This window comes from Streptomyces griseoruber (assembly GCF_001514205.1).
GTDB classification, from domain to species: Bacteria; Actinomycetota; Actinomycetes; order Streptomycetales; family Streptomycetaceae; genus Streptomyces; species Streptomyces griseoruber.
Genome location: NZ_KQ948764.1, coordinates 210,700 through 231,167, shown reverse-complemented (window position 1 = coordinate 231,167; position 20,468 = coordinate 210,700). Strand labels below are relative to the sequence as shown.

Here is a 20,468-nt window from a genome sequence, read left to right as displayed (position 1 = left end):
GGAATGCGAAGCCCTGACAGCTCTGCGACGATCCCTGCATGATCGCTCGGCTCAGGACGCTCACCACCCGGTGGACGACCCTCGTGCCGGTGCTGGCCGTGGTGCTCCTGGTCCTGACCTGGGGCCGCGATCTGCCTGTGGCGGTCGTCGTGCTGGTCACCGTGGTCCTCGCCGGATCCGTCCTGGCCGCCGTGCACCATGCCGAGGTCGTCGCCCACCGGGTCGGCGAACCCTTCGGCTCGCTGGTCCTCGCGATCGCCGTGACGGTCATCGAGGTCGCCCTGATCGTGACCCTGATGGTGGACGGCGGCGACAAGTCCTCGACCCTGGCGCGGGACACGGTCTTCGCCGCAGTGATGATCACCTGCAACGGCGTGGTCGGCGTCTGTCTCCTCGTCGCCTCGCTGCGGCACGGCACGGCCGTGTTCAACCCCGAGGGCACGGGCGCCGCCCTGGCCACCGTGGCGACCCTGGCCACGCTCAGCCTGGTCCTGCCGACCTTCACGACCAGCACACCGGGACCGGAGTTCTCCTCCGTCCAGCTGACCTTCGCCGCGCTGTCCTCGCTGATCCTCTACGGCCTGTTCGTGGCGACCCAGACCGTCCGGCACCGCGACCACTTCCTGCCGGTCACCCGCCAAGGAGAAGTGATCACCGCCGACGACCACGCGGGAGTCCCGTCCTCACGGGACGCACTGATCAGCCTCGGCCTCCTCGGCCTGGCCCTGATCGGGGTGGTGGGCCTGGCGAAGGGCGTCTCGCCCACGATCGAGTCCGGGGTGGAGGCGGCCGGACTGCACCAAGCCGTCGTCGGAGTGGTCATCGCCCTGCTCGTGCTGCTCCCCGAGACCATCGCGGCGCTGCGCTCCGCCCGCCGCGACCGGGTGCAGACCAGCCTCAACCTCGCGCTCGGCTCCGCCATGGCCAGCATCGGCCTGACGATCCCCGCGGTCGCCCTTGCCTCCATCTGGCTCTCCGGCCCCCTCGTCCTGGGCCTGGGCGCCACCTACATGGTGCTGCTCGCGCTGACCGTGGTGGTCGGCTCCCTGACCGTGGTGCCGGGACGGGCCACCCCGCTCCAGGGCGGTGTGCACCTCGTCCTGTTCCTGGCCTACCTGGAACTGGCGATCAACCCCTGACCGCCTTGACCGTTCGGCGCCGGTCACTCCAGGACCGGCTGCACGGCCGTCAGCCGCACCGGCCGGGTCTCCGGCAGCAGTGCGAAGCAGCCGAGACTGACCAGCGCGATCACCGTGAGATAGGCGCCCACCCCCCACGGGACCCGCCCCGAGTGCTCCGCCAGCGCCGTCGCCACGATCGGCGTGAGCGCACCCCCGAGGACACCGCCGAGGTTGTAGCCGACCGCCGCGCCCGTGCACCGCACCCTCGGCTCGTACAGCTCGGGCAGATAGGCCGCGATCACCCCGAACATCGTGACGAACGCGAGGAGCGCGCCGAGGAACCCGAGGAACATCGGCAGGGGAGCGCCGGTCGACAGCAGCGCCACCATCGGCAGCATCCACAGCGCCGCCGCCGCGCAGCCCACGAGACACAGGGGCCGCCGTCCGAAGCGGTCGCCCAGCATCGCCGCCACCGGCGTCAGCGCGCCCTTCACCACCACCGCGCCCATGATGCAGGCCAGCATGACGGTGCGGCTCACCCCCAGGCGTTCGGTGGCGTACGCGAGGGACCAGGTCGTCACGGCGTAGAAGATCGCGTACCCGACGGCCAGCCCGCCGGCGGTCAGCAGGACCAGCCGCCAGTGGTCGCGCACGACCTCCGCGAGCGGCACGCGCGCGTGGTCGCCGATCTCCAGGAACCGGGGGCTCTCCGGGAGCGACGACCGCAGCCACAGGCCGAGCACGGCCAGCACCCCGGCCGCCCAGAACGGCACCCGCCACCCCCACGCGGCGAACTGCGCCTCCGTCAGCGTCGCCGACAGCACCAGCACCACCCCGTTGGCCAGCACGAACCCGACCGCCGGTCCGACCTGCGGAAAGCTCGACCACAGCCCGCGCCGCTCGGCGGGCGCGTGCTCCGCCGTGAGCAGCACCGCGCCGCCCCACTCCCCGCCGAGTCCCAGCCCCTGCAGAAACCGCAGCACGAGCAGCAGCAGGGGTGCGGCCGCCCCGATGCTGGCGTACGTCGGCAGACAGCCGACCGCGACCGTGGACGCCCCGGTGAGCAGCAGGGAGGCGACGAGGACCGGACGCCGGCCGCGCCGGTCCCCGACGTGCCCGAAGAGCACCGATCCGAGCGGCCTCGCCACGAAGCCCACGCCGAACGTCGCGAACGCGGCCAGCGTCCCGGCCAGCGGCGAGAACGTCGGGAAGAACAGCGGCCCGAGAACCAGCGCGGCCGCGGTGCCGTAGACGAAGAAGTCGTAGAACTCGATGGCCGTCCCCGCGAGCGAGGCGGCGGCGAGCCGTGGCATGGAGGGCGCCCTGACGGTGCGTACATCGTGCATGCCGCGTCAACTACCCATGGTGACGACCGGTTACGGGGGCGCACGGGGGTGACCGGAGGGGCGGCGGGTGATCGAGGCGGCCTCTCGGTGCGCCGTTCCACCGTGATAGACCGGGTCCGAGCGGCGGTTCCCGACGGACCGCCCCGAACGGACCGGAGGAACCGTGCCGCACACCCTGGCCACCGCCCCGATCATGATCCTGAACGGCCCCAACCTGAACCTCCTGGGTCAGCGCCAGCCGGAGATCTACGGGTCCGACACGCTCGCCGACGTCGAGGCGCTGTGTGTGAAGGCGGCGGCGGCCCACGGCGGCACGGTGGACTTCCGGCAGTCCAACCACGAGGGGCAACTCGTCGACTGGATCCATGAGGGGCGCCTGAACCACTGCGGCATCGTGATCAACCCGGGCGCCTACTCGCACACGTCGGTCGCGATCCTGGACGCGCTCAACACCTGCGACGGACTGCCGGTGCTGGAGGTCCACATCTCCAACATCCACCGGCGCGAGTCCTTCCGCCACCACTCCTACGTCTCCCTGCGCGCCGACGGGGTCATCGCGGGATGCGGAGTCCAGGGATACGTGTTCGGGGTCGAGCGGGTCGCCGCGCTGGCGGGGACGGGCAAGGCCGACGCGTAAGCACCGGCCTCCCGGAGCACGCCCCTTACCTGCCGCTGATCACAGCCGGCCGGCCTCCACGATCCGCCGCAGGAAGCGCCGGGTGCGTTCCCGCCGCGGGTCGCCGAAGATCTGCTCGGCCGTGCCGCGCTCCAGCACGACCCCTCCGTCCAGGAAACAGACCTGGTCGGCGACCTCGCGGGCGAAGCCCATCTCGTGCGTGGCCAGCACCATGGTCATGCCGTCGCCCTTCAGATCGCGGACGACGTTCAGGACCTCACCGACCAGCTCCGGGTCGAGGGCCGCGGTGATCTCGTCGAGCAGCAGCAGCCGGGGACGTACGGCGAGGGCGCGCGCGATCGCCACACGCTGCTGCTGGCCGCCGCTGAGCCGGTCGGGGTACTCACCCGCCCGGGCGCCCAGCCCGAGCCGCTCCAGCAGCTCCCTGGCGCGTTCCTCGGCCTCCGCGCGCGCCACGCCGTGCACCCGGCGCGGAGCCAGCGTGATGTTCTCCAGCACGGTCATGTGCGGGAACAGGTTGTACGACTGGAAGACCACGCCGATACGGCGCCGTACCGCGTCCTGGTCGGTGCGCGGGTCGGTGATCTCCTCGCCGTCCAGCCAGATCGCGCCGTCGTCGATGTCCTCCAGGAGGTTGGCGCAGCGCAGCAGCGTGGACTTGCCGGAGCCGGAGGCGCCGATCAGCGCGGTCACGGTGTGCGGGGCGACCTCCAGGTCGACGTCCCGCAGGACGACCGAGCCGCCGAAGGTCTTGCGGACGGACTCCATCCGCAGCACCGGGGCGTCGCTCATGTCGTTCCTCCCTGGGCCCGCCGGCCGTCCATCCGGGCCGTCACCCAGTCGGTGAAGCGGGTCATCGGAATGGTCAGCGCGACGAAGACCAGCCCCGCCACGATGTACGGCGTGTAGTTGAGACTGCGGCCCACGATGATGTCCGCCGCGCGTACGGCGTCGATGGCGCCGCCGATCGACACCAGACCGGTGTCCTTCTGCAGGGACACCAGGTCGTTCAGCAACGGCGGCACCTGGCGGCGCACCGCCTGGGGGAGCACGACGTACCGCAGCGCCTGACGGTTGGACAGGCCGAGCGAGCGGGCCGCCGCGCGCTGCGAGGGGTGCACGGACTCGATGCCGGCGCGGAACACCTCGGCGACGTACGCCGAGTACGTCAGTGTCAGCGCCGTACCGCCGAGCAGCACCGGGTCGACCGTCACGCCCTGGAGCCGCAGCGCGGGAACGCCGAGGACCACGATCATCAGGTTGATGATCAGCGGCAGTCCGCGGAAGAAGTCCGTGTACGCGGCCGCCAGCACCCGCAACGGGAAGAACACCGGACCGCGCAGGGTGCGGGCCACGGCGATGAGCATGCCGAGGACGAGCACGGCCACGCCGCAGACGAACAGCAGCCGGACGTTCAGCCAGAGCCCTTCCAGGACCTTGGGGAACGCCTCGCGCGCGTACTGCCCGCTGAAGAACGTCTCCTTGGTACGGGGCCAGCCGGGCGCGCCGACGACGACCAGATAGAGGACGACGGCGGTGACCAGGGTCGACAGGGCGGCGATCGCCGTGGCGCGGCGGGCCCGCGTGCGCTGGTAGCGCTCGCGCTCCAGCCGGCGCCGCGACGGGACGTACGCGTCGCCGCCCCCGGACATGTCACCGTTGTCGTCCGCGCCCTCCTGGCCGGACTCCTCCTTCGTGACCGTCACTTGAGCACCGGGGCGTCGACGGCGTCGGAGAGCCACTGCTGCTCGATCTTCGCCAGGGTGCCGTCCGCACGCAGGGCGTCCACGGCGTCCGTCACGCACGAGGTGAGGACGCTGCCCTTGTCGAGGACGAGCCCGAACTGCTCGGGCGTACCGCCCTGGTTCTCGAACTGGCCGACGATCTCGGCGTTCGTCACCTCGGCGGAGGTGATGTAGAACGCGGTGGGCAGGTCGACCACGATCGCGTCCACCTGGCCGTTCTTCAGAGCGGACTTGGCCTGGTCGTTCTTGGCGTAGACGGCGGCTTCCCGGCTCGGCTTCACCACGTCGTCGATGTAGTCGAGGCTCGTCGTGCCGACCTGGGCGCCCAGCTTGAGGCCCTTGAGGTCCGCGATGCTCGTCGCCTTCGCGGCCTTGCTGCCCTTCAGCGCGATGACGGCCTGGCGGACGTCGTAGTAGCCGGAGGAGAAGTCCACGGCCTTCTTGCGCTCGGCACTGATGGACACCTGGTTGATGTCGAAGTCGAAGGTCTTCTCACCCGGTGCGAAGGCCTTGTTGAACGGCACGCTCTGCCAGACGACGGCGCCCTTGTCGTACCCGAGCTGCTTCGCCACGGCGTACGCCACCGCCGACTCGAAGCCCTCGCCGTTGGACGGCTTGTCGTCCTTGAACCAGGGCTCGTACGCCGGTTCGTCGGTGGCGATCGTCAGCTTTCCCGAGGTCTTGGTCGCCAACTCGCCCTTGGCGCAGGTCTTTTTGGCCGAGGCGGAGGACGTGGCGGACGCGTCGGCCTCGGGCTGCGGGGCGCAGCCGACCGCGGTCGCGAGGAGGGCGACGGTGGCGCCGGCGGCGGCGCGGCGCAGAACACGAGGGGCGAGGTGCATGGCGGGAGAGTGGCAGCGAAATCCGTGTCTGTCCAGGTCACACCCGTGTTTGTCCGCATGGTGGGAACGGGTGTTGCGTTCTCGTGAACAGGTGCGCGTCCGCGAGGTCTGGGCCTGGGCCGCCGGCCGAGGGCGGGGATCGAAGACCGGCGGCCCATTCCGCGCCGGAGCCGTCATCCCGCGCGGGGCTGAGACCAGTTGACCGCGCAACCAGGTGTGCGGGGAGCGCGCGCGAGGCACCGGCGCGTGCGCACGATTCACACGGGGCGCGCGAACGACTCCGCGCGCCCCGTGGCGGGAACTCACCACCCGTGCCCCTGTGTCGGACTCACCACCCGCGCGCGTGCCACTCCGGCAGATGCGGCCGCTCCGCGCCCAGCGTGGTGTCGTTGCCGTGGCCCGGGTAGACCCACGTCTCGTCCGGGAGCACGGCGAAGATCTTCGTCTCGACGTCGTGGATCAGGCTGGCGAACGCCTCCGGATCCTTCCAGGTGTTGCCCGGTTCAAGCGGCGCGGCCACAGCCTCAGCGCCGACGCCCTGAACAAGATCGAAAATGGGCGGACCCCCGAGACCGGCGCCGAGCCTGCGAAGAACGTCCGGACCTCGACGCCGTCCGCGCCACGTACGAGCGGCTCGGGCTCGGCCCGGTCCCGATGAGGCCGGTTCACCGGCGAGCGGACGCCGTCCTCCCGGACGACCGTGCCGAGGGACGCCGCCCGCTCACTGTCCCGGAGGACGACGACGGGACCGCGACGCCGCCGGCCCAGCATGACGCACCTGCCCGCCTTCCATGCCGCCGCCACGGCCGGGGTCGAGCATCGTGCGGGCCCTGCGCTTGCCCCGGTCGGCGGCGCGGTCGACGGCGCAGCGCCTCGCCCCGCTCGTCGAGGCCGCCCTCGCCGAGGGCTGCACCGCAGAGGCGCTGCGGGCCCTGCGCCGGTCAGGGCGATGCTGCCTGATTGCTGGTGGGAGAAGGTGCTGGGCAACCGGAAGACGGGTACCGGTGAGGTGCGGCAGTCGCCGGGCGGGGAGCTGATCATCCCGCCGGTGTCGGCGGAGGACATCCCGGCCGAGGCCGCCGAGCTCAAGGAGGAGCTCTCGGAGCTGCTGCCGCTGGCCCCGATCGCCCCGCTGCTGGTCGAACTCGACCGCCGTACCCGCTTCCTGGACTGTCTGACGCACGCCGGGAGCAAGCAGTCCCGCTCGCCGGAGCTCAAGCGGAACCTGCTGGCGGTGCTGATCGCGAACGCGACGAATCTGGGCCTGGTGAGGATGGCGGAGGCGTGCGGGATCTCCTACGACATCCTGGCCTGGACCCAGGAGTGGTACATCCGGGAGGAGACCCTGGCGGCGGCGAACGCCGCGGTCGTCAACTACCACCACCGGCTTCCGCTGACTCAGGTGTTCGGTGGAGGCACGCTGTCGTCCTCGGACGGGCAGCGGTTCCCGGCGAAGGGGAAGTCGACGACGGCGTGGGCGATGAAGAAGTACTTCGCCGGTCAGGGCCTGTCGACGTACACGCACGTCTCGGACCAGCACACGACGTTCGGCACGAAGGTGATCGTGGTGAGCCGCCGGGAGGCGCACTACGTGCTGGACGACCGGATGGACCCGCAGCGGGACGTCAACAGCCTGTGGCCGGTGGCGGGGCCGCTGCTCACCCAGAAGAGGAGTACGGAGCGCTTCGCCGTACGATCTGCGCCGCCCGCTATCCGGCCGACGAGACCTACCGCAGGAAGATCGCCCGACAGTTGAACAAGGGCGAATCCCTGCACTCGCTGCGCCGCAGCCTGCTCTCCGCGCACGAGGGCGCGATCCGGCACCGCCACCTTGCCGCGCAGACCGAGCAGGCATGGTGCCTGACGCTGCTGACCAACTCGGTGGTCACCTGGACGACGGAGAACTACGGCCTGGCCATCGCGCAGATGCGCGCCGAGGGCCGCGCGGCCGACGACGAACTGCTGGCACACATCTCCCCGGCCCACAGCGAGACCGTGAACTTCTTCGGCACCATCAACGTCGAGGTCGACACCGAGCTTGCCGAGCTCGACCCGGCCGGCTACCGGCCGCTGCGCCCCCGCCGACCGGAGCGGGCCTGACCATACTGGCCGATCGGCATGACACGATCACATCAGTGGTCAAGGTTCCTCCCGCGACGCCTGCTTCATGCCAAGGCCCCGCTGAGGTTCTGGAGCATGCTACGGATCCGGTCCAGTTCGGCTTCGTGGTGACCTGCGTCGGTGAGGATGTCGATGGCCCGTTGCCAGGCGTCCTGTGCCGCGTTGAGGGCGCCGGTGGCACGGTGGGTTTCCCCGAGGTGGACGAGGGTCTCTGCCTCGTTGTAGCGATGCCCGAGTGTCTGGTTGAGTTCCAGACTGTGCTGGTAGCAGTCGATGGCGTTCGGGTAGTCGTTGATCTGCTGGTAGGCGTTGCCGAGGGTGTCCCATGTGCCGGCTTGGCCGCGTTCGTCCTGAAGTTGTTGTTGCAGGGCCAGCGCCTCCCGGCAGTGGGAGATGGCCTGCTGGTGGTGACCGAGCTGGATGTGGTCCCAGCCCACTGCATTGAGTGCTCTGGCGCGTCCGGGCCGGTGGCCGAGCGAGGTGAAGAGCTCCAGGGCAGTGAGATCGTGGCGGAAAGCTGTCTGCTGATCGCCTTGGTACTCGTGCAGCCAGCCCAAGGCGATGTGGGTGTGGGCCTGTCCCAGGACATCGTTGAGCTCCGTGGACAGTTCGAGGGCCTGTAGGAGTGCGCGGCCGGCTTCGGGGCCGCGGCCCGTCAGTGCGAAGGCGTAGGCAAGCTCTCGATGGCACTCGGCCTGTGCCGAGTGATCCCCGAGCCGCACGGCGGCTGCCAGGGCCGTTCGTTCGACGGTCTCCACGTCGTGCCACAGTCCGCCTCGGCTGAGGAAGGTGATGATCGTCCACGCCAGCTGCCAAGCGTGCACATCGCTGCCGGCGAGCGCCGCGTGTTCAACGGCCGCAGTCAGACACGCTCGTTCACGGGTGAACCATTCCAGGGCCTGGCGATGGGTGGTGAGCTGTTCGGGAGAGACGCCGTCTGCCGCAGGTGTCAGGCTGATGGGGTCCCGGTGGGGCAGCAGCAGTCTGTCGGCTGCGTACGCGGTGTGCACGTAGTGGTCGAGTATCCGGCCCAGCGTCGCGCTCCGCTCCCTGTCGGTATCGAAAGTGTCGGCGAGTTCGGTGGCGTAGGCACGCAGCAGGTCGTGGAAGGTGTAGCAGCCGGGTGTGTGTTCCTGGAGCAGGTGTGCGGCCTGCAGTTCGCGCACGTGGGTACGGAGGCGGGGGAGCGGAAGGGCGGTGAGGCTGGCTGCAGCAGGCAGGCTGATGTCGGGGCCAGGTGCCAGGGCGAGCTGCCGGAACACGTCGGCTGTCTGGGGGGCGAGGGCGCGGTAGGAGGCGGCGAAGACCGCACGTAGGTTGGCGGTCGTTTCGCCGGCGTCCAGGACGTCGAGCCGGGGCGTGGTCTCCTGGAGCTCTGCGGCCAGTGCTGCCAGGGTGAGTGCGGGGTTCATGGTGGCCCGGGCTGCCAGGATGCTGATGGCCAGGGGCAGGCCGGCGCAGTGCTTCAGGAGGGTACGGGCGGCCTCGGGTTCGGAGGCAATCCGGTGGGGGCCGAGGTGACGGGTGAGTAACTCGTCTGCCTCGGTATCGGTCAGCACATTCAGGGTGAGGGGGGTTCCGCCATGAGCGGTGATCAGGCCGCCGAGTTGGTGACGGCTCGTGACCAGGACGGTGCAATTCGGGCTGCCGGGGAGCAGAGGCAGAACTTGGGCGGTGTCACGGGCGTTGTCCAGGATGATGAGCAGGCGCCTGTCTGCGATCAGCGTGCGGTAGAGCGCGGCCTGGGCGTCCAGGTGTGCGGGGATCTGCGCAGGGGCAGTGCCCAGGGCGCCGAGGAACATACGCAGCGCCGCCTCGGGCGGTACCGGTTCTTCGGAGGGGGAGAAGCCGCGCAGGTCGGCGAACAGCTGCCCGTCCGGAAAGCGTTCCTGCTGCTGGTGGGCCCAGCACAGAGCCAGCCAGGTCTTACCGATCCCGCCGGTGCCGCCAATGGCGGAAATCACCACCGTGCCACCCCGCTCGGCCTGTGACTCCAGCAAGCGATCCAGACGGGCCAGTTCGCGGTCCCGGCCGACGAAGAACGAAGGCGGCGCCGGAAGCTGCCGGGGCACCGCAGCGGATTCCGGTCCGGCCCCGGTCTCGGACTTAGGGTCGGCTGTGGTGAGCGCCGGGTCGGCTGTGAGGACCTGCTGGTGGAGCTGCCGCAGCGCAGCGCCAGGGTCGGTCCCCAGCTCTTCCCCCAGTCGCCGCCGGATCTCCTGGTAGCGCGTCAGGGCGTCGGCAGACCGGCCGCCGCGATAGAGCGCCAGCATGAGCTGACCGGCCATCCGCTCGTCCAGCGGATGGGCCTCAGCCCGCGCGAACAGTTCGGCCAGTACCCGGTCGTGCTGTCCCAGACGCAGCCGGATGTCGGCCAGGTCCAGCTGCGCGGCCAGCCGCTCCCGTTCGAGGAAGTCGCGCTGGGCGTTGAACCACGGGGTGTCCACCCCGGCGTAAGCCTCCCCGCGCCACAGCCCCAGCGCCTCTTCCCACAACGAGGCTGCTTGCTCGTCGTCGCCTACCACGCGGGCCTGGTCGGCCAGGTCACGGAACCGGTGCACATCCACCAACCCGGCCGGCACCTCCAGGCGATAGCCACCCTGGTCCCGCACGATGTCCGCCCCGACCCCGGACAGCACCTGCCGCAGCCGGGACACGTATCCGTACAGCGCTTGCCGACCACGATCTGGTGCATCCGCGCCCCACACCCGATCCACCAGGACATCCGCCGGCACCACACCCTCAGCATCGGCGAGCAACGCCCCCAACACCCACCGCTGCCGCGCATGACCCACATCCACCGGCACCCCGTCCCGCCACACCACGATGGCGCCCAGGACCCCGAACCGCACCGCCACACCCATCCCCCTCATGGTCACGTCACTCTGCTTACCCGCCGCTGACCACCGGGTAAAGCCCGATTCCAGACTTCCCGAAGGTTTCCCGAAGACCGCCCCGACACATTGGGAACACGCGAAATCCCGTTGTCTTCACGGCAATTGATACCGGGACCCTTTCGCAGACGCCCACCACCGTCAGAACCCCCACCGCTGCGAGCGGTGAAACCAGACCCACCTACGACAGGAACCCGACATGCGTACACACCGTGCCCTGGCAACCGCCACCGTGCTCGCCGCCACCCTTACGGTGAGCGGCATTACGGCGACCACCGCCAGCGCGACCGGGGCGGGCGCCGCCGCAGTCACCTGCAGCGGCTGGTCACACTCCGTCGAAGACGGCCGAACCGGGGCCGTACGAGCCTCCGCCGCCCCCGCCGCAGTCCACACAGGCCCCTACGGCGCCTGCACCACAGTCGGCACCATCAGCGACGGCGTACCCATCCAGTACGACTGCTACGTGGTGAACGACTACGGCAACACCTGGACCTGGGTCCACGGATTCGGCTGGGTGTTCGACGACTACCTCGTCGGCAACGGCGCCTACACACACTGCTGAATCACCCACCAACCACACCCCACCGAACCGGAACCGCACCCGCGGCCGCACGGGCCAGCCGTGCTGCCGCAGGTGCGGGCCCTTGCCGCGCGCGTGCTGCCGGAGAACAAGTGCCGGGTTCGAGAACCGGCGAGGCATCGATCCACTGCCCTTACCGGAGGAGGATGTGAAGAAGATGGGAACGGCAGCGGCCGGCTTGGCACTCGCCGCCCTGGGAGTACTCGCATCGCCGGGATTGGCCCACGCGACGGCTTCGGGGTGCACACATGGCCATCGCGCTGCTGGCGATGTTCGCGCAGATGGAACGGATCTACATGCTGGAGCGTGCCGCCGGCGCCCGTGCCGCCAAGGAGGCCCGCGGACTGCCGACCGGACGGCCCGCGAAGCTCAACGCGACCACCCGCGCCGGAGCCGCCCAGCGGATCAAGGACGGCGCGATCCCCGAACAGGTCGCCGCCGAGCTCGGCGTCAGCCGCTCCACGCTGTACCGGGAACTCCGCAAGCACCGCGAAGGCGCCGCTGTCGAACCCGTGGGACAGGAAGGCTGACCGCCTTCGGGCCGGGGCGCATCACCGCAGGTCAGGGATATCCGTTGTTTTCTCGGCGATTACTACGGGGACCCCCCATGAGGGCATCGCTGAGGACGAACTGGCTGAAATGCTCGACAGTCCCGGGCGGGCGGTAGCGCTGCACCGTATGGTCGACCGCTTGCAGGCCGGTACCTGCCCGGATTGGTTCACCGCGATCATCGGGCGGACCTGGGAGCGGGCCGTCTACTGGCCTTTGTCCCAGGTCGCCGCGTTCACCAGCGGTTCCGGTTGGGCCTTCGCCGGGTTCGCCGTGGGAGCGCTGAGACAGCCTCCATGCTGACTCTGGACGGTCCCAGTGGCGACGGGCCCGGTGTCCCTTTCGATCGGGGGATACCGGGCCCTCGTCGCGTCCGGCTGCGTCACGCGCGGCGCCCCGCCGCCGGGTGTCCGGGACGGGGCGCTGGAGGGGTTGGGTGCTGGTCGTCAGTTGGCGCAGATGGCGTAGACGCTGATGCCGACGCTGCTGTAGGCGTTCTGTCGGCCGAGGGCGATCCAGCCGGTTCCGTCGGGGGTGGGGAAGCTGCCGACGAGGATCGCGTCGTTGCCCTGGGCCTCGGCTCCGCCGCCGATGACGTGCTTGCCGGGCGGGCAGTAGACGGTGCGTCGCTGGAAGTTCGGGACGTTGGCGTTGGGGAGCGTGACGATCTGGTAGCCGTCGACGACGCGGGTGTGTGCGGGCTTGGTGGCGGGGGTGTGCTCGGGGGCTGCCTGGGCGGCCCATCCGGCTCCGGTGGCGATGGTGAGCGCCAGTGCGCCGGCGGTGAGGGCCGTCTTTGCTCGCATGCGTTTCCTCCTGGTCGTGCGGGGCGCCTGTGGTGGTGTCCCGTCACAAGGCGTAATCGTTGCGTGCACGGAGGGTGCGGGCTGGGCTGTTGAGAGCGAAACGCCCTGATCGTGGGAGGTGGGTGCGCGGAGCGCGGGAGGGGCGTGGAGGGGGGTCGGGGCTGTCGAGGTGGGCCGGCACCTCGACGACTGTGCGGCCTCGATGCGGCCGCCGTTGAACGTCCGTCGACGCACGTTGCATGTCCGTTGAGGACGGCTGTGCCTCCGGCGGGAGGCCTTGTGGCCATGACCGCGTCTGCGGGGATCAGCTCGGCGTCCTGGGGCTCGCTCGCCGTCAGTCGGGCATAGCGTGCATGCATGCACTTCCGTCGGAACTGGCTCGTACGCCGGGCCTACGACAACACCCCGGCTGGAGGATCGGCGAGTCTTCAGGAGTTCGCCGGAGACGAGCACTGGTGGTTCGCCGGCACGGGGGTCACCTGGGACGAGGTGTTCGCCGCAGTCGACTTCCTCGAGGCCGAGAACCTCCTCGCCGTAGAGCGCATCCCCGGCCGTATCGGCGTCCGGCCGACTCCCCTGTGCATCGAGTTCGCCCTCTCCCGAATGACCTTGAGGACCTTCATGAGCACTCAGCAGCCGCACTCGTCCAGCGTCACCAACCACTTCGGCAGCATCGTCGTCCAGGGGAACGCGACCGGCAACAACCTCGCCACGGGCGGCGGCAACACCCAGACGGTCAACCAGGGCGTGGACGGAGACGCGCTTGCCTCGCTCGTCGCCCAGCTGCGTCAGATCGCGTGGAGCTCTCCCAGGAGGACGCCGAGGAGCTCGCCGAGGAGATCGACACCCTTGAGAGCGTAGGGGCCGAGCCGACCCGGGGCCGCAGGATCATGCGTCGAATCGCACGCATCGTCACGCCCGCCCTGCCCGTAGCTGCGGCGGCGGGTGCCGATGCAGCTGTCCAGGCGTCCATCGCGGCCGGTACGGGCTCTTCGGCTGACCGTTTTCGTGCGGTGGCCTCTGGCTCCGACCGACTGCCAGAGGCGCGGCTATACCCCAGGGGCCACCGGGGCGGCGATGCCGCCGACCTACCAGCCCCGCTCGTGCCACTCGCCGAGGTGAGGCCGCTCGGCGCCGAGCGTGGTGTCGTTGCCGTGGCCCGGGTAGACCCACGTCTCGTCCGGGAGCACGGCGAAGATCTTCGTCTCGACGTCGTGGATCAGGCTGGCGAACGCCTCCGGATCCTTCCAGGTGTTGCCCACGCCGCCCGGGAACAGGCAGTCGCCCGTGAAGACATGGGGATGCCCGTGCGGGTCGTCGTAGACGAGCGCGATCGAGCCCGGTGTGTGCCCGACCAGATGCCGCGCGGTGAGCTCGACGTTGCCCACCCGGACGGTGTCGCCGTCGTCGAGCGGGACGTCGGTCGGCACGGGGATGCCCCCGGCGTCCTCCCGGCCCGCGTACGTGCGCGCGCCCGTGGCCGCCACGACCTCGGCGAGCGCCTGCCAGTGGTCGCCGTGCCGATGGGTGGTGACGACGGACGCGATGCCGTCGTCACCGATCGTCCCGAGCAGCGCCTGTGCGTCGTTGGCCGCGTCGATCAGCAGCTGCTCGTCCGTGGCCCGGCAGCGCAGCAGGTAGGCGTTGTTGTTCATCGGGCCGACCGCGATCTTGGTGATCATCAGGTCCTTGAGCTCGTGCACGTCCGCCGGGCCGCCGACCGTCACCTCTCCGCTGTACGTCATGACGGCCAGCCTATAGCGGGGGCAGGGCCGGGAGCGGACCGCCGGACACGGTCAGCCCGGATCCGTCGCGGCGCCCGGCGAGCCAGCCGAGGAGGTCGGCCGGGGCTCCGGTGACGGTCACCTCGGGGGTGTCCGCCTCCCGCCCCGTGCGCCACGCGCGCGTGCCGTCCGTCAGCCGGGTCGGCGGCACGTCGGGGTGCCCCGCGAAGCGGTCCGCGAGGAAGTCGGTCTGCCGCCCGGTGAACTCCTGCGGCAGGTCCTCCAGCGCGTAGCCGATGCCGAGGTCGACGTGGTGCAGCTCGACCTCCACCCAGCGCCGGAACGGCACCCGGGCCGCCGTGTCGGTGACGCCGTTGCGCAGTTCCACCGTGCGGGACCAGTCGGCGGGCGCGGCCGCGGCCGCCTGGAAGCGGGCCGCGCTCTCCCGGACGTCGGCGAGCTGGACCTCCAGGGGGCGCGGGGCGTCCCGGTCGATGTCGGCGTCGCGGACGGTCGCGTCGGCGTACATGGGGCGGCCCTCGAAGACGTTCACGAGGGCGTCCGCGTTGCGGGCGAGATGGGCGAGGACGTGACCGCGGCTCCAGCCGGGCAGCAGCGACGGCTCCGCCACCGCCGCGTCGTCCAGTTTGCCGACTGCGGTGAGGAGCCGGTCGGTCGCTTCACGTACAGACGCCAGGTCATGAGCGTGATCAATCATGCTGCTGACCTTAGTACCACCACTCCTTCGGGTGAAGGTGGCGGACCACGGCCCAAAATCGAATGTGCGTGCTATAAGGTCGGTGACGGCATCGGGCATGCTGGATGACCGGGGAGTGTTGTGAACCGGTGAATCCGAACCGGCGCTGTCAGTGGCTCCCCCTAGTCTGAGAACGACGGGGGCCCCGCCCCTGTCACTCCTCTCCAGCAAGAAAGGTGCGGACCGGCGTGGCCGACCGTCTCATCGTCCGTGGCGCGCGCGAGCACAACCTCAAGAATGTCTCGCTCGACCTGCCGCGCGACTCGCTCATCGTCTTCACGGGCCTGTCGGGGTCGGGCAAGTCCTCGCTGGCCTTCGACACCATCTTCGCCGAGGGGCAGCGGCGCTACGTGGAGTCGCTCTCCTCGTACGCCCGCCAGTTCCTCGGCCAGATGGACAAGCCGGACGTCGACTTCATCGAAGGTCTCTCGCCGGCCGTCTCCATCGACCAGAAGTCGACCTCGCGCAACCCGCGCTCGACGGTCGGCACCATCACCGAGGTCTACGACTACCTGCGGCTGCTCTTCGCGCGCATCGGCAAGCCGCACTGTCCCGAGTGCGGCCGCCCGATCTCCCGCCAGTCGCCGCAGGCCATCGTCGACCGGGTCCTGGAGCTGCCCGAGGGCAGCCGCTTCCAGGTGCTCTCGCCGCTGGTGCGGGAGCGCAAGGGAGAGTTCGTCGACCTCTTCGCCGACCTCCAGACCAAGGGCTACTCCCGCGCGCGGGTGGACGGCGAGGCGATCCAGCTCTCCAGCCCGCCCACGCTGAAGAAGCAGGAGAAGCACACCATCGAGGTGGTCGTCGACCGCCTCACGGTCAAGGACTCCGCCAAGCGCCGCCTCACCGACTCCGTGGAGACCGCCCTCGGCCTCTCCGGCGGCATGGTCGTGCTCGACTTCGTCGACCTCCCCGAGGACGACCCCGAGCGCGAGCGCATGTTCTCGGAGCACCTCTACTGCCCGTACGACGACCTGTCCTTCGAGGAGCTGGAGCCCCGTTCCTTCTCCTTCAACTCGCCCTTCGGCGCCTGTCCCGAGTGCACCGGCATCGGTACGCGCATGGAGGTCGACCCCGAGCTGATCGTCCCGGACGAGGACAAGTCCCTCGACGAGGGCGCCATCCACCCCTGGTCGCACGGCCACACCAAGGACTACTTCGGCCGCCTGATCGGCGCCCTCGCCGACGCGCTGGGCTTCCGCACCGACATCCCCTTCGCGGGGCTGCCGCAGCGCGCCAGGAAGGCCCTGCTGTACGGCCACAAGACACAGATCGAGGTCCGCTACCGCAACCGCTACGGCCGCGAGCGCGTGTACACCACGCCCTTCGAGGGCGCCGTCCCGTTCGTGAAGCGCCGGCACGGCGAGGCCGAGAGCGACGCCAGCCGCGAGCGCTTCGAGGGCTACATGCGCGAGGTGCCCTGCCCCACCTGCCAGGGCACGCGCCTGAAGCCGATCGTCCTCGCGGTCACGGTCATGGAGAAGTCGATCGCCGAGGTCTCCGCGATGTCCATCAGCGACTGCGCGGACTTCCTGGGCGAGCTCAGGCTCAACGCCCGCGACAAGAAGATCGCCGAACGCGTCCTGAAGGAGGTCAACGAACGGCTGCGCTTCCTGGTCGACGTCGGCCTCGACTACCTCTCCCTCAACCGCGCGGCCGGCACGCTCTCCGGCGGCGAGGCCCAGCGCATCCGCCTGGCCACCCAGATCGGCTCCGGACTCGTCGGCGTGCTCTACGTCCTCGACGAGCCGTCCATCGGACTGCACCAGCGCGACAACCACCGGCTGATCGAGACCCTGGTCCGGCTGCGCGACATGGGCAACACGCTCATCGTCGTCGAGCACGACGAGGACACCATCAAGGTCGCCGACTGGATCGTCGACATCGGCCCCGGCGCCGGCGAGCACGGCGGCAAGGTCGTGCACAGCGGCTCCCTGAAGGAACTGCTCGCCAACGCGGAATCGCAGACCGGCCAGTACCTGGCCGGCAAGAAGTCGATCCCGCTGCCGGACATCCGGCGCCCGCGCGACCCGTCCCGGCAGCTCACCGTGCACGGCGCCCGCGAGAACAACCTCCAGGACATCGACGTGTCCTTCCCGCTCGGCGTGTTCACGGCCGTCACCGGTGTCTCCGGCTCCGGCAAGTCGACCCTGGTCAACGACATCCTGTACACCCACCTGGCCCGAGAGCTGAACGGCGCGAGGAACGTCCCGGGACGCCACACACGCGTGGACGGCGACGACCTCGTCGACAAGGTCGTGCACGTCGACCAGTCGCCCATCGGCCGCACCCCCCGCTCCAACCCGGCCACGTACACCGGTGTCTTCGACCACGTCCGCAAGCTGTTCGCCGAGACCACCGAGGCGAAGGTCCGCGGCTACCTGCCCGGCCGCTTCTCCTTCAACGTCAAGGGCGGCCGCTGCGAGAACTGCGCGGGCGACGGCACCATCAAGATCGAGATGAACTTCCTCCCGGACGTCTACGTCCCGTGCGAGGTCTGCCACGGCGCCCGGTACAACCGGGAGACCCTGGAGGTCCACTACAAGGGCAAGTCCATCGCCGACGTGCTGAACATGCCGATCGAGGAGGCCACCGACTTCTTCGAGGCCGTCCCGGCGATCGCCCGCCACCTCAACACGCTCAAGGACGTCGGTCTCGGCTATGTCCGGCTCGGCCAGTCCGCGACCACCCTCTCCGGCGGCGAGGCCCAGCGCGTCAAGCTCGCCAGCGAGCTCCAGCGCCGTTCCACCGGCCGTACGGTCTACGTCCTGGACGAGCCGACCACGGGCCTCCACTTCGAGGACATCAGCAAGCTCCTCAAGGTCCTCGCCGGCCTCGTCGACAAGGGCAACACGGTCATCGTCATCGAACACAACCTCGACGTGATCAAGACCGCCGACTGGGTCGTCGACATGGGCCCCGAGGGCGGCGCGGGCGGTGGCCTGGTCGTCGCCGAGGGCACTCCGGAGGAGGTCGCCGGGGTCCCGGCCAGCCACACCGGCAAGTTCCTGCGCGAGATCCTCGGCGCCGACCGCATCAGCGACGCGGCGCCGGTGAGGGCCCCGCGCAGGACGGCGGCCAAGAAGACGGCCGCGGCCAGGACCGCCACCAACACGGTGACGAAGAAGGTCCCCGCGGCCGCCAAGAAGGCCGCCCCCGCGAAGAAGACGACACGGGCCCGCAAGGCCTGAGCCGCACGGCGGGCACACCCCGCCTCACCCACAGGACGGCGCCCCCGGGACTTCCCGCGGGGCGCCGCGTGGCGCACCGGGCCGTGCCCTCAGTCCCGAACCGCCCACGAGCCGCCCAGTTCCGAGGCGTACGGCGGCTCCGCGCCCGCCCGGGAGCAGGTGATCGCCGCCGCGCGGGCGGCGAACCCCAGCAACCGCTGCCAGCCCTCGGCACCCAGCCCCGCGAGGCCGGCCGGGGACAGGGCGTCCCGCGCCGCCAGGCCGTGCAGCAGAGCCGCGTTCACGGTGTCCCCGGCCCCGATGGTGTCCACGACGTCGACCGGCTCGCCCGGGACGGCGTACACGGCGTGGTCCCCGGTGACGACGCTCAGCCCCGCGGCGCCGTGCGTGATCACGACGGCCGAAGGACCGGCCGACAGCCACTCGTGCGGAGTGCCGCCCAGCCACAGGGCGTCCTCCTCCGAGAGCTTGAGCAGGTTCACCGAGGACAGCCAGCCCTTGAAACGGGCCCGGTAGGCGTCGGCGTCGGGGATCAGCCCCGGCCGGATGTTCGGATCGAGCATGGTGAACACCCCCTGCCCGGCCGCGCTCCGCAACAGCTCCTCGTACGCGCTCGCACCCGGCTCCAGCACCAGCGAGCAGGTGCCGAAGGACACCGCGCGCGTCCCCGCGGGGAGGGCGGCCGGCGCGGTGAACAGACGGTCGGCGGTGCCTTCGACGTAGAAGGAGTACGCCGCCGAGCCCTCGTCGCCGACCGTGGCGACCGCCAGGGTGGTCGGCTCGGGGCCCCGCTGCACGGCGGAGGCGTCCACGCCCGCATCCCGCAGCCTGCCGAGCAGCGCCTCCCCGAACGCGTCGTACGACACCCGGGAGCAGAAGGCGGTGGGCGAGCCCAGCCGGCCGAGGGCGACGGCCGTGTTGAAGGGCCCGCCGCCGAGCGTCGGCCGCAGAGCCGCGAGGGCGCCCGTGCCCCGGGGTACCAGGTCGATGAGTGCCTCACCGGCGACGACGATCACGGGGCGGTTCCTTTCGCGGACACTACGGGCTGCTCATGCCGAGTCTGCCCGCTCCCCGAGGCGGCGCGGGACGGAACGGACGACTCCGGGCGGTCGTCCCCACCGCACGCCCCGCCGCCGAAGCCGCCCGGCCATCGCCCCCGACGGCGCCCCGCTCACTCCCAGTCCCAGCCGATGCCCACCATCCCCGACCGCACCCGGGGCTCGACGAGGTGGACCGAGCAGTGACGGAAGCTGAGCGGCAGCTCCTGACGGCCGCCGCGCGGTGCCGCCGCCGAGTGCTGGGTGAACCGGTGACAGCGCACGGGCAGCGCCTGGTCGGCGAACCGGATCTGGAGCGCGTACTGGCCACCCGCCGTGCCGAAACCACGGACGTACTCCCGGCAGACACCGGCGGTGCCGTCCTCGACGGCGTAGCGGAAGAGAAAGGTCTCCCCGGCCCGCAGTCGGGTGTCGAACAGCAGCTCGGCCACCAGGACGCCGGTGTCGTGGTGGCGGCGCAGCCGTCCGGCGCGGCAGTTCTCCAGGGCGTGCACGGTCATCCGCTCGGGCGCGCAGCCGGGATCCCCCTGGTGGACGGCGAGGAAGCGGTCGACGCCGTCGCGGTGGGCGCGCACGATGTGCTGCGACTCGCGGCCCAGCAGCTCGCGGCGCGCCCCGATGCGGACGCGCTCATGATGGCCCAGGGTGTGCAGCCCGCTGTCGAGTGGGCACTCCAGTTCGGCGTGCAGACGTTCAAGGACGCCGGAGGCCTCCAGGACGGAGCGGTAGGACCGGCCCGTGGGCTGCCCGGCGGCGGTCGCGGTGCCGGTCTGCGTGCCCGTGTCCTCCAGCAGCCGGATCAGGGACTCGTCCGGCAGGCGGAGGATCTCCTCCAGCGCGCGGACGGCCCGCAGCGACTCCGGACGCTGGGGACGCCGGGCGCCCTGCTGCCAGTAACTCAGACTCGTGACGCCGACCTTGACCCCGTGGCGCGACAGATGGTGCTGGACGCGCTGCAGGGGCAGTCCACGGGCGGCGATCGCGGCACGCAGCGCGACATGGAACGGGCCGCCCCGCAGGACCGTGTCCAGTTCCGCGACGGCGACGTCCTCGGCGGCGTCCGCGTGCTGTGTGGCGTGCGGCATGCAGGGGCCTTTCTG

General features: G+C 70.7%; 18 protein-coding genes and 1 pseudogene. 8 read left to right on the top strand and 11 right to left on the bottom strand.

Annotation, left to right across the window (positions count from 1 at the left end):
• The first annotated feature begins 38 nt into the window (after positions 1–38).
• Positions 39–1,139, top strand: a complete 1,101-nt coding sequence (locus tag AQJ64_RS05425; RefSeq protein WP_055635807.1) for a calcium:cation antiporter — start codon at positions 39–41, stop codon at positions 1,137–1,139.
• 23 nt (positions 1,140–1,162) lie between these two features.
• Here AQJ64_RS05425 and AQJ64_RS05420 read toward each other — a convergent pair whose 3' ends face one another.
• Positions 1,163–2,467 (bottom strand): MFS transporter, encoded by a 1,305-nt coding sequence (locus AQJ64_RS05420; RefSeq protein ID WP_244902636.1) that lies wholly within the window; start codon positions 2,465–2,467, stop codon positions 1,163–1,165.
• Between the two features lie 163 nt (positions 2,468–2,630).
• Here AQJ64_RS05420 and aroQ point away from each other — a divergent pair, with 163 nt between their 5' ends.
• On the top strand, positions 2,631–3,104 hold the full coding sequence (gene aroQ / locus AQJ64_RS05415) for a type II 3-dehydroquinate dehydratase (RefSeq protein WP_055635806.1): 474 nt from the start codon (positions 2,631–2,633) through the stop codon (positions 3,102–3,104).
• A gap of 39 nt (positions 3,105–3,143) precedes the next feature.
• Here the strand turns inward: aroQ and AQJ64_RS05410 are convergent, their stop codons facing one another.
• From AQJ64_RS05410 to AQJ64_RS05395, 4 genes and pseudogenes are all read right to left on the bottom strand, one after another.
• Complete coding sequence (locus AQJ64_RS05410) at positions 3,144–3,896, bottom strand: amino acid ABC transporter ATP-binding protein (protein ID WP_276206683.1); 753 nt, start codon at positions 3,894–3,896, stop codon at positions 3,144–3,146.
• Positions 3,893–4,810, bottom strand: coding sequence for an amino acid ABC transporter permease (locus tag AQJ64_RS05405; RefSeq protein ID WP_055635805.1), 918 nt, complete (start codon positions 4,808–4,810; stop codon positions 3,893–3,895). The genes AQJ64_RS05410 and AQJ64_RS05405 overlap by 4 nt, the downstream gene beginning before the upstream one ends.
• On the bottom strand, positions 4,807–5,691 hold the full coding sequence (locus AQJ64_RS05400; protein WP_055635804.1) for an ABC transporter substrate-binding protein: 885 nt from the start codon (positions 5,689–5,691) through the stop codon (positions 4,807–4,809). Before AQJ64_RS05400 ends, AQJ64_RS05405 begins: the two co-directional genes overlap by 4 nt.
• 328 nt (positions 5,692–6,019) lie before the next feature.
• Positions 6,020–6,190: pseudogene (locus AQJ64_RS05395) on the bottom strand (hydrolase); the annotation flags it as partial.
• Positions 6,191–6,640: 450 nt separating this feature from the next.
• Here AQJ64_RS05395 and AQJ64_RS50015 point away from each other — a divergent pair.
• Positions 6,641–7,447: a Tn3 family transposase gene (locus AQJ64_RS50015; RefSeq protein WP_206189773.1), complete on the top strand. Its 807-nt coding sequence runs from the start codon at positions 6,641–6,643 to the stop codon at positions 7,445–7,447.
• Positions 7,387–7,791, top strand: a complete 405-nt coding sequence (locus AQJ64_RS50010; protein WP_240512740.1) for a transposase — start codon at positions 7,387–7,389, stop codon at positions 7,789–7,791. Before AQJ64_RS50015 ends, AQJ64_RS50010 begins: the two co-directional genes overlap by 61 nt.
• Positions 7,792–7,856: 65 nt before the next feature.
• On the opposite strand, the gene AQJ64_RS05380 is transcribed toward AQJ64_RS50010, so the two are convergent.
• Positions 7,857–10,676 (bottom strand): AfsR/SARP family transcriptional regulator, encoded by a 2,820-nt coding sequence (locus AQJ64_RS05380; protein ID WP_206189772.1) that lies wholly within the window; start codon positions 10,674–10,676, stop codon positions 7,857–7,859.
• A gap of 229 nt (positions 10,677–10,905) precedes the next feature.
• On the opposite strand from AQJ64_RS05380, the gene AQJ64_RS05375 reads away from it, so the two are divergent.
• Both AQJ64_RS05375 and AQJ64_RS05370 read left to right on the top strand, forming a co-directional pair.
• Positions 10,906–11,268 (top strand): hypothetical protein, encoded by a 363-nt coding sequence (locus tag AQJ64_RS05375; RefSeq protein WP_055635800.1) that lies wholly within the window; start codon positions 10,906–10,908, stop codon positions 11,266–11,268.
• Between the two features lie 266 nt (positions 11,269–11,534).
• Positions 11,535–11,816, top strand: coding sequence for a helix-turn-helix domain-containing protein (locus AQJ64_RS05370; protein ID WP_055635799.1), 282 nt, complete (start codon positions 11,535–11,537; stop codon positions 11,814–11,816).
• A 465-nt stretch (positions 11,817–12,281) separates the two neighbouring features.
• On the opposite strand, the gene AQJ64_RS05360 is transcribed toward AQJ64_RS05370, so the two are convergent.
• Positions 12,282–12,641: a hypothetical protein gene (locus AQJ64_RS05360; RefSeq protein ID WP_059202442.1), complete on the bottom strand. Its 360-nt coding sequence runs from the start codon at positions 12,639–12,641 to the stop codon at positions 12,282–12,284.
• A 357-nt stretch (positions 12,642–12,998) separates the two neighbouring features.
• On the opposite strand from AQJ64_RS05360, the gene AQJ64_RS05355 reads away from it, so the two are divergent.
• A complete protein-coding gene (locus AQJ64_RS05355; protein WP_055634801.1) occupies positions 12,999–13,502 on the top strand; it encodes a hypothetical protein in 504 nt (167 codons plus the stop codon).
• A gap of 227 nt (positions 13,503–13,729) precedes the next feature.
• Here AQJ64_RS05355 and AQJ64_RS05350 read toward each other — a convergent pair whose 3' ends face one another.
• Positions 13,730–14,386: an MBL fold metallo-hydrolase gene (locus AQJ64_RS05350; RefSeq protein ID WP_055634802.1), complete on the bottom strand. Its 657-nt coding sequence runs from the start codon at positions 14,384–14,386 to the stop codon at positions 13,730–13,732.
• Positions 14,387–14,396: 10 nt separating this feature from the next.
• On the bottom strand, positions 14,397–15,083 hold the full coding sequence (locus AQJ64_RS05345; RefSeq protein WP_055634803.1) for a maleylpyruvate isomerase family mycothiol-dependent enzyme: 687 nt from the start codon (positions 15,081–15,083) through the stop codon (positions 14,397–14,399).
• 227 nt (positions 15,084–15,310) lie between these two features.
• Here AQJ64_RS05345 and uvrA point away from each other — a divergent pair, with 227 nt between their 5' ends.
• Complete coding sequence (uvrA, locus tag AQJ64_RS05340) at positions 15,311–18,310, top strand: excinuclease ABC subunit UvrA (protein WP_055634804.1); 3,000 nt, start codon at positions 15,311–15,313, stop codon at positions 18,308–18,310.
• A gap of 89 nt (positions 18,311–18,399) precedes the next feature.
• On the opposite strand, the gene AQJ64_RS05335 is transcribed toward uvrA, so the two are convergent.
• On the bottom strand, positions 18,400–19,326 hold the full coding sequence (locus tag AQJ64_RS05335; protein ID WP_055634805.1) for a carbohydrate kinase family protein: 927 nt from the start codon (positions 19,324–19,326) through the stop codon (positions 18,400–18,402).
• A gap of 155 nt (positions 19,327–19,481) precedes the next feature.
• Complete coding sequence (locus AQJ64_RS05330) at positions 19,482–20,453, bottom strand: hypothetical protein (protein WP_055634806.1); 972 nt, start codon at positions 20,451–20,453, stop codon at positions 19,482–19,484.
• Between the last annotated feature and the right edge of the window lie 15 nt (positions 20,454–20,468).